General features: G+C 68.1%; 9 protein-coding genes and 1 pseudogene. 6 read left to right on the top strand and 4 right to left on the bottom strand.

Going from position 1 to position 7086, the window contains the following annotated elements:
- Positions 1 to 90: 90 nt before the first annotated feature.
- Both ACIRQP_RS41810 and ACIRQP_RS41805 read right to left on the bottom strand, forming a co-directional pair.
- Positions 91 to 1119, bottom strand: coding sequence for an aldo/keto reductase (locus ACIRQP_RS41810; RefSeq protein ID WP_403900636.1), 1029 nt, complete (start codon positions 1117 to 1119; stop codon positions 91 to 93).
- A gap of 2 nt (positions 1120 to 1121) precedes the next feature.
- The gene (locus ACIRQP_RS41805) at positions 1122 to 2558 is read right to left on the bottom strand and encodes an aldehyde dehydrogenase (protein ID WP_403900634.1); all 1437 of its coding nucleotides are present in this window, start codon (positions 2556 to 2558) and stop codon (positions 1122 to 1124) included.
- A gap of 143 nt (positions 2559 to 2701) precedes the next feature.
- Here ACIRQP_RS41805 and ACIRQP_RS41800 point away from each other — a divergent pair, with 143 nt between their 5' ends.
- The gene (locus tag ACIRQP_RS41800) at positions 2702 to 3364 is read left to right on the top strand and encodes a TetR family transcriptional regulator (RefSeq protein ID WP_403900632.1); all 663 of its coding nucleotides are present in this window, start codon (positions 2702 to 2704) and stop codon (positions 3362 to 3364) included.
- A gap of 19 nt (positions 3365 to 3383) precedes the next feature.
- Positions 3384 to 3554 (top strand): annotated as a pseudogene (locus ACIRQP_RS41795) (DDE-type integrase/transposase/recombinase); the annotation flags it as partial.
- A gap of 88 nt (positions 3555 to 3642) precedes the next feature.
- Here ACIRQP_RS41795 and ACIRQP_RS41790 read toward each other — a convergent pair.
- Both ACIRQP_RS41790 and ACIRQP_RS41785 read right to left on the bottom strand, forming a co-directional pair.
- Positions 3643 to 3819, bottom strand: coding sequence for a hypothetical protein (locus tag ACIRQP_RS41790; RefSeq protein ID WP_403900630.1), 177 nt, complete (start codon positions 3817 to 3819; stop codon positions 3643 to 3645).
- A 151-nt stretch (positions 3820 to 3970) separates the two neighbouring features.
- A complete protein-coding gene (locus ACIRQP_RS41785; RefSeq protein WP_403900628.1) occupies positions 3971 to 4516 on the bottom strand; it encodes a TetR/AcrR family transcriptional regulator in 546 nt (181 codons plus the stop codon).
- A 269-nt stretch (positions 4517 to 4785) separates the two neighbouring features.
- Between ACIRQP_RS41785 and ACIRQP_RS41780 the strand changes: the two genes are divergently transcribed.
- The 4 genes from ACIRQP_RS41780 to ACIRQP_RS41765 all read left to right on the top strand — a co-directional run.
- Complete coding sequence (locus ACIRQP_RS41780; protein ID WP_403900626.1) at positions 4786 to 5625, top strand: SDR family NAD(P)-dependent oxidoreductase; 840 nt, start codon at positions 4786 to 4788, stop codon at positions 5623 to 5625.
- A gap of 109 nt (positions 5626 to 5734) precedes the next feature.
- Entirely contained in the window at positions 5735 to 5875 is a 141-nt protein-coding gene (locus tag ACIRQP_RS41775) for a hypothetical protein (RefSeq protein WP_403900624.1), read from the top strand.
- 4 nt (positions 5876 to 5879) lie between these two features.
- A complete protein-coding gene (locus ACIRQP_RS41770) occupies positions 5880 to 6617 on the top strand; it encodes an SDR family NAD(P)-dependent oxidoreductase (RefSeq protein WP_403900622.1) in 738 nt (245 codons plus the stop codon).
- Positions 6618 to 6818: 201 nt separating this feature from the next.
- A partial coding sequence (locus ACIRQP_RS41765; protein ID WP_403900620.1) for an aldehyde dehydrogenase family protein occupies positions 6819 to 7086 on the top strand: 268 nt, incomplete at its 3' end.

Raw genomic sequence — 7086 nt, 5'->3', positions numbered from 1 at the left:
GCTACCAAGCCGGACTCCACCTGCGGGCCTCCATGATCTGGATCAAGCACCTCACGCGAACCACACAATGATCACGACCCAATACACGCCCTAGTGGGGTTTCACGTCCAGTTCACCGTACTGGCCACCCCGCACTCTGGCGGGGGTGAAGTGCCGGGAGAGCAGCGCCACGTCGTCGGCGCTGAGGGGCACGGCCGTCGCCGCCGCGTTCTCGCGCACGTACTTCACCCTCTTGGTCCCCGGGATCGGGGCGATGTCGTGCGGCTGCGCGAGTAGCCACGCCAGCGCGATCTGGCCCGGGGCGAACCCGCGCTCCGCGCTGAACGCCTTCAGCTCGTCGATCAGTCGCAGGTTGTGAGCGAAGTGGTCACTGCTGAACTTGGGCAGCGTCGCGCGGAAGTCGTCCTTGGCGAACGTCGTGCCCGCGTCGAATGTGCCCGTCAGCGCCGCCCTGCCGAGGGGGCTGTACGGCACCACGGTGATCCCGAGCTCGCGGCAGACGGGCAGGACCGAGTCTTCGATCTGCCGTTCCCACAACGAGTATTCACTCTGGAGCGCGGCGATCGGGGCCACGGCCGCCGCCCGGCGCAGTACCCTGGCATCGACAGCGCTCAGCCCGATCGCACGGACCTTGCCGGCGGCGACGAGGCCGGCCATCGCCCCGACCGTGTCCTCGACCGGGACCTGCGGGTCGAGACGGTGGTAGTAGTACAGGTCGATGCGATCCGTGTTCAGCCTGCGGAGGCTGGCGTCGCATGCCTGCGCGACGTACTCCGGACGGCCGTCGAAGACGGTTTCCCCGTCCGCGGACTTTCGTGCGCTGAACTTGGTGGCGAGCACCACTTCGTCCCGCCGCCCGCCGAACGCCTCAGCGAGGAGCGACTCGTTGTGGCCGAAGCCTGCCGGCGGTTCGCCAGGACTGTTCGCACCTGCGCCGTAGAAGTCCGAGGTGTCGAAGAAGTCGATTCCGGCGTCGATCGCGGCGTGGATGGTCCGGACCGACTCGGCCCGGTCGGCCGTTCCGTAGAACTGGGACATTCCCATGCAGCCCAGGCCGATCGGACTGATGTCGATCCCGGTGCCGCCCAGTGGGACGCGGGCTCGTGCGGGGGATGTCATGGTCAGATTCCGATCGTCTTGTACTCGATGTACTGGTTCAGCCCCACAGCGCCGAACTCGCGCCCGATACCGCTGTTCTTGTAGCCGCCGAACGACCCGTCAGACGTGGCGGGTGCCCCGTTCACCGTCATCCAGCCGGTACGGATGAGCCGAGCGATCTCCAGGGCGTGTTCGGGGTCGGCGCCCCACACGCCGCCGCCGAGCCCGTACTCCGAGTCATTGGCGATACGCACCGCTTCGGCCTCGTCATCGAACGGGATGACGACCAGTACCGGCCCGAAGACCTCTTCCTGGGCGATCCGCATGGAGTTGTCGACGTCCGCGAAGAGCGTCGGGCGCACGTAATTGCCGTCCTCAAGCCCCTCGATCGGGTCCAGACCGCCGGTTACCAGCCGCGCGCCCTCGTCGACAGCGATCTGGATGTAACCGCGGACCCGCTCCAGCTGATCCCGGCGCACCATCGGCCCGATGAAGGTCTCGGGTGCGGACGGGTCTCCGACGACGATCTCCTCCATCATCGTCTTGAACGCGGCGACGAATTCCTCGTATCGCGTCCGCGCGACCAGGATGCGGGTGTGCGCGACGCAGTTCTCGGCGTTGTTGCCCAGAGAGAGGAACTTCAGGCCAGCGACGGTCGATTCGAGGTCGGCGTCTTCGAGGACGATCGACGCGGACTTGCCGCCAAGTTCCAGACTGACCCGCTTGAGCTGCTCGCCGGCGATCGCCGCGATGCGCCGCCCGGCGGCGGTGGAACCGGTGAAGGCGACCTTGTCGACGCCCGGGTGCGCGACCAGGTGCTCGCTGGTCTCCCGGCCCGCGGGAAGCACGCTGACAACCCCCTCGGGGAGGCCGGCCTCGTCGAAGACTTCTGCCAGTACCAGCGCGTCCAGAGCCGTTTCTGGCGATGCCTTGAGGATGACCGTGCACCCGGCCAGCAGCGCCGGGATCAGCTTGACCATGGCCGACTGATGGGGGGCGTTCCACGGAATGATCGCCGCCACCACCCCGACGGCTTCGCGGCGCAGCAGCGTACGGGCGTTGCCCGCAGCGCCGACCTCGGCCTCCCAGTCGAGCGCGGCAGCGGCCCGCAGGTAGGCGTCGTTCTGCGCGGGAACGCCAGTGTGATGGGTCCAGCCGGTGAACCAGATCGGCGATCCGTTCTCGGCGGTGACCAGCGCGGCCAGCTCGTCGGCGCGAGCGGAGTGCAGCTTGGACAGCCGGGCGATCACCGTCTGGCGTTCCTGCGGGCTCATCCGCGGCCAGGGTCCCTCGTCGAACGCGGTCCGCGCGGCGGCCACCGCCCGATCCACGTCCGCGGGTGCCGCGTGCGGAGCGGTGCCGACCACACTCTGGTCGTGGGGCGAGCGAACGGTCAGAGTCTCCCCGGTGGCGGGGGTCGTCCAGTGGCCGCCGATGTACAGCTTGTCGAACGCGAGCATGGCTCGGTCCACCCTTCTCAGTCCTAACGGTCCACCGGACCGGTATGCGAAACGATAACGGTCCGCTGGACCTTACGCAAGGTTCCAGTGGACCGCTATGCTCGGGTGCGGACGGGGTCACGAGTCTGGGGAGGTGGGTCGCGGTGAGCATCAAGGAAGAGCCTGGATTCCGGCGAGCGCGCAGCCACGAACAGCAAGAGCTCCGCAGGCGCGCGATTCTCGACGCGGCCGAGGCACTGCTCATCGAAATACCGCTTGAGGACGTCGGCCTGCGTGAACTCAGCCGCCGGCTGGGCACGTCCAAGACCAACATCGTGCGCTACTTCGAATCCCGCGAGGGTGTTCTGCTGGCGCTGCTCAACCGCACGCGGCAGATGTGGCTGGACGACCTCGAAAGGGACTTGCCGGCCGCTCCGACCGACCTCGACGATGTGATCCGGGCATGGGCAGACACCCTGGCCGCTAGGCCACTGCTGTGCCAGTTGTGGAGCCTGCTCGCGATGGTGCTCGAGCGGAACGTGTCCGCCGAATCCGTCCGGGCGTACAAGCTCGAAGACCTCGAACACCGCACCCATCTGGCGCGGTTGCTCAGCGCGCGGGTGCACGGCCTCGATGAGCGGGCGGCGCTCCACCTGACCGCGGTGGGGGTCGTCATCCTGGCCGGGCTGTGGCCGTTCAGCAATCCGACGCCGGCCATCATCGAGGCCACTGCGGATCCCCGGCTCGTCGACGCGCGCGTCGACTTTCCCCGGGCATACGCGGACATGCTGGGCCTGGCCGCCCGAGGACTCCTCGGCCGCCCGTGAACCACAACGCACGGACCAGATCTACAAGGCCGCTTTCAGCAGGCTGATGAAGAAGACGCGTGCGGTGCCGAAGGTAATCGTCACCGACAAGCTCCGTTCCTACGGCGCGGCCCGCCACGAAGTCATGCCCTCGGTGGAGCACCGATCCCACAAGGGTCTCAACAACCGGGCCGAGAATTCCCACCAGCCAAGAGCTCACGTTCCGCACTCTGAGATCTCTACCGAACCCGGGGCGGTTCACTTGCAAGGTTGGTTTGATCTTGCAAGAGCCCTGACTGCTATGCCAGGACCGTGGGCCGGGCGGCCTCGTCGGTCCAGTCGCCGTCGAACAGCGATGCCACCAAGGTCGCGTGCTCCTGGCGGAGTTGGCCGACGCGGTGTTTGGTGCGGGCCTTGGCGAGCCAGGGCCCGATCTTGACGTGCCCGGCCCGTCCGCGGCCGTCACCGGATGCCATGGGGGAGAACACGGCGCGGCAGGCAGTTCGGCGAGAAGGCCGACCAGGTCCTCGAACGGCGCGTCCGGCGCGCGTCCGCTGTGCAGCAGGCTTGCGGCACTCCTCCAGGAAGACGCAGCCCGCAGGGGTCAGCTCGGCGTGGCGGCGGGGGTCAGGTCACTCCGACGCCGTTGAGGAAGGTGTCAGCGACGAGGTCGGCCGCCCGTGGATGATCCACCGCGGGGAATCGGTGGGCGATGCTGTCGACGAGATCGTCGAGGACCACGCGCGCCCAGGCCGCCTCGATGTCGGCGCGCAGGTAGCCCTCGCCGACCGCGCGCTGGATGAAGACGTCGACTCGCTCGCTCTGTTCCTGGCGGCGGGTGCGGGCTGCGGGGTCCTGCTGCATCATGCGGCGCAGGTCGACAGGCCACTCGCGGCTGACGGGGATGATCCCCTCAAGGTAGCGATGGAGGGCCACCGGCACCGGGGCCTCGGTCAGCCGCGCCTCGTCGAGGACCCGCTCGGTCGAGTCGAGTTTGGCCTGGAAGACGGCGCTGAGCAGTGCCTCCCGGTTCGCGAAGCGGCGATGGACAGTGGTGCGGTCCACGCCCGCGGCGACGGCGATCACCGCCATCGGGGTACCCGGATCCTCGGCCAGGAGACGGGCCCCGGCGTGGAGGACCGCCATCAGGTTGCGTGCGGCATCCGCTCTCATGGTCCGCCAATCCTATCCTCGGGTGCGTTTACATCACCGCTAGGGTCAATGCCAGTGACTTAACCCGCCCTTCGAGCCTCTGACGTGCAGAAACGTCGCCAGATAGTCGCTTCGGCGGCCGTTAAGTCACTGGCATTGCCGCTAGGGTGGATTCCACACTTTGTGCAACACGACTGTTGCATTTTTCGCTAGAAGCACTACATTGGAGTTGTTCCTCGGTCGAGGGCAGCGAAGTCGAGGGCAGCGAAGAAGCAACGAAGTGAGGTGCCATGACGCGGACTTGGCTGATCACCGGCGGTTCACAGGGACTGGGCAAGGCCCTGGTTCTCGCGGCTCTGGAGGCGGGAGACCAGATCATGGTGACCTCCCGCAAGCCGGAGGCCCTGGCCGCTCTGAAAGCTGAGCACCCGGAGAGTCTGGAGGCCGTCGCGCTGGACGTCACCTCCCCGTCCCAGTCCCGTGATGCGGTCGCCGCGGCGGTGGAACGGTTCGGTTCGATCGATGTGGTGGTCAACAACGCGGGATATGCCACCAGCGGCTCGATCGAAGACTTCCCCGAGGACGAGTTCCGCGCGCAGGTTGAGGCCAATCTTTACAGCGTCGTCAACGTGACACGGGCAGCCCTGCCGTTCCTGCGCCGGCAGCGGTCCGGACACTTCGTGCAGATCTCCTCCATCGGCGGCCGGGTCGGCGGCACGCCCGGCCTCAGCGCCTACCAGACGGCCAAGTTCGCCGTCGAGGGTTTCTCCGAGGTCCTCGCCAACGAGGTGGCGCCGTTCGGCGTCAAGGTCACCATCGTTGAGCCGGGCGGCATCCGAACAGGCTGGGCCGCCGGCGCCGCGAAGCCGTCCGGGCCCATCACTTCCGACTACGAGCAGACGGTGGGTGCGTGGCTGGAGCGATTCGCCGCTTACAGCGGCAAGGAGCCCGGCGACCCCGACCGCATGGCCTGGGCGATCATCGGCGCAGTTGATGCCAAGGTGCCCCCGCGCCGGCTGCTGCTCGGCAGCGACGCCCTGGGTATCGCGATCAGTTCGGAGGAGGCCCGCCTCACCGAGGCGAACAAGTGGGCGGAGGTCAGCCGTTCCTCGGACTACCCAGCCGCCTGACGGCACTCCTGTGGGCACGGCCAGACGGCCCCACATCCCATGGCTTCGTGCCCGGCGCTCACAGGGGCACGCCTGTGAATCGCTCCCTATCAGCAGTGGGTGAGAAGGAATGACCAAGACGTTTCTGATATCCGGTGCGGCCGGCGGCCTCGGCGGCCGTGTCGTCGAGGCGGCTCTCGCTGCGGGCCACAAGGTGGTGGCGACGGACCTGGCAGCCGATGCCGTGACCGTGCCCCACCGAGTACCGTGACCGGTTGTGCGTACGGGCTGTGGACGTGACCGACCCGGCGGCCGCCCGGGACTCTGTCGCCTACGCGGTAGCCGAGTTCGGCGGTGTCGACGTCCTCGTGAACAGCGCCGGCCACCGTGGTGTCGGCTCGATCGAGGACATGCCCGAGGACGAGTTCCGCCGCAACGTCGAGGTCAACTTCTTCGGCGCGGTCAACATGGTGCGGGCCGTCCTGCCCGTGATGCGTCCCCGGCGCTCGGGCAGCATCGTGAACGTCTCCACCATCGGTGGCCGGCGCAACCAGCCGGGACTGGCGGCCTACCAGGCGTCGAAGTGGGCTCTCGGTGGCTTCACCGAGATCCTCGCCCGCGAGGTCGCGCCGATCGGGGTCCGTGCCACCCTGGCCGAGCCCGGAGGTATTCGAACCCGTTGGGCCTCGGCCCCGATGTCCGTGCCGGTCATCCACGACGAGTACGACGAGACCGTCGGCGTCTTCGCCCGCGCCTACAACAACAACCCCGACGTACAGCGCGGTGACCCGGTCAAGATGGCGGCCGTGATCCTGCAGCTCACCGAGGAACCGAACCCGCCGGTGCGGCTCCTCCTCGGCTCCGACGCAGCATGGCTCGCCCCACAGATCACCGAGGCCCGGGCTGCGGAGGACGCAGCATGGCGCGAGGTCAGCGTCTCCACTGACCTGGACGGACTGGGCGACTTTGCCGACACCCCCGTCGCGCAGATGGTCCGCCCGCCCAAGGGCTGAACAACGGCGTCGTGGCAGCAAGTCCGACCCCGCACATCGAATTACTACGCGGTCCCGGTCGCACGTCCGCGAGCATGCAGGCGACCGCGGACCCGGCTGCGGCGCGGACTCGCGGTCGCCCCGGTGGTTTCGACACGGCCCCGGACACACACCCGACCCCCTGCTTTCCCAACCACGTTTCGCGCGAAGGAACTGAGAGACATGATTGTCTGCGACAAGCTGTACATCGGCGGCTCCTGGGTTTCCCCCAGCACCCCGGACATGCTGCTCGACATACTCTCCCCGCACGACCAGTCCCTACTGGGCCGCGTGGCCCAGGCCGGCCCCGCCGACGTGGACGCGGCCGTCGCCGCGGCACGTGAGGCATTCGACCATGGCTCCTGGCCACGCACCACGCCCGAGGAGCGGCAGGTGATCGTCCGGCGTTACGACGCGCTGCGCGCGAAGCGCGCGGACGAGATCGCCGCGG

Source organism: Streptomyces sp. NPDC102274 (genome assembly GCF_044766385.1).
Taxonomy (GTDB): Bacteria; Actinomycetota; Actinomycetes; order Streptomycetales; family Streptomycetaceae; genus Streptomyces.
The sequence above is the reverse complement of the archived record's forward strand: the minus strand, read 5'-3'. Positions and strand labels throughout refer to the sequence as shown.